The organism is Streptomyces sp. NPDC005151, assembly GCF_053599875.1.
This window is the reverse complement of record NZ_JBSFYR010000247.1, coordinates 1-1,557: the sequence shown is the minus strand read 5'-3', so window position 1 is coordinate 1,557 and position 1,557 is coordinate 1. Positions and strand designations below refer to the sequence as shown.

Below are 1,557 nucleotides of genomic sequence, written 5' to 3'. Positions count from 1 at the left end.
CTGTGACCTGCGGCGCAACTCTCCCGAAGAGGGGTGCCGGGACCGGGAAGCGAGTCCGTTCTCCATGAACGTGATCTCCGCGTGGACGGTGTAGCTTCGGGCTCTCTGGGGGTGTTTACCGGCGTTGGGGCCGTATTTGCTGGTCGAGTTCTTGATGCTGCGTGCCTTGACGCGGTGGCGTCGGCGGGCGGGCCAGAGGCGGGTCAGGGCGGCAGTGCCGATCGCACCGACCAGGTCGACGTTCCCGGTGGTGATGCCGTGTCCGGTGACCACGGTGTCGGCGGCGGTCTGGAGCAGGACGGTGAAGCTGAGGCGGTCCATGTCCAGGTCGGGCCGGTGGGCAACGGCGTCCGAGGCGGCTCGGATGAGGGCCTGGTAGGTGGCGAGCAGGGCCCAGACCTCCTGGTCGATGCCGTCGACGCTGCGGGAGCGCAGGACCCGGCCGTCCAGCAGGCTCGCCTTGATCGAGAAATAGGCGGTCTCCACCTGCCACCTCTCGTGGTAAAGATCCACCAACTCGGCGGCGGGGTAACGCTCGTGATCCAGCAGACTGGTGATCAGACGCCACTGCTCACGGCGCACCGTGCCGTCGTCCAGGGTGACGGTGATCCATGCCTCCACCACCCGCACCGACAGGGACGAGTAGCCCCGGCCGGCCCGGTAGGGGCCGCTCAGCCGGGAGAGGTAGGAACCGTCGGACAGCCGGCGCACGACGGTGGGACACCGCGAAGCACCGGAGCGCACCAAAAACTGCGCTCCGGTGCTTCGCACTCTCTCCAGCAGGTCGCGGGAGTCGAAGCCGGCATCGGCCAGCAGTAGCGTCGTGTCGTCCAGGACGTGCAACAGCCCGGCGGCATAGGTGGTCTCGCCGTCGCTCTCGGGGCCGAAGGCCGCGGCGAGCAGGGCCCGGGTGCCGCACTCGACGATCACCAGCAGCCGCAGCAGCGGGTAGCCGAACTCCATCTTCTCCCCGGCCCGCTTGGGATAGCGCCAGAGAATCTGCTTGTCCTCGGGGACGTGCAGGCTGGTGCCGTCGATCGCGACGGTCCGCAGGCCCCGGTAGTGCACACCGGGCCGGTTCTTCTCGCCGACCGGCCCGGCCAATATCTCGAACAACAGCTTCAACGGGCGGGCGCCCAGGCGGCGCCGGGCCCGTGAGAGCGAGGAGACCGCCGGACGTGTGATGACCGCAGCGGGCAGGTGCACGGTCAGCTTGCCCCACACCGCCTGGTAGGAGCAGTGCTCGAACAGCGCCAGCGCGAGGACGAAGTAGACCATCACCCGGGCCGGCAGCAGCCGTATCCGCTTCTCCCGTGCTCCGGTCTCGGCGAGAACGGCGTCCACGAGGTCGAAGTCCACGATCTGGGTCAGCTCGCCCAGATGCCCCGGCGCGTGGACCCCCGACGCCATCTTCGCGGACACTGTGATGACAGACTGCTCCTGCAACGGGACTCCCGACGATCTTCGAGCTTGGTCGCAAGACGATCTACCAGGGGTCCCGTTCCTCATTCACACCGGGGTTGCATCGCAGGTCACAGCCCTAACGCACCGGTGTTG

The 1,557-nt window shown here is 68.1% G+C and carries 1 protein-coding gene; it reads right to left on the bottom strand.

Annotated features, from left to right (window positions below; translation table 11 throughout):
* A partial coding sequence (locus tag ACWD6R_RS40490; RefSeq protein WP_451823329.1) for an IS4 family transposase occupies nt 1-1,446 on the bottom strand: 1,446 nt, incomplete at its 3' end.
* Nucleotides 1,447-1,557 lie beyond the last annotated feature (111 nt).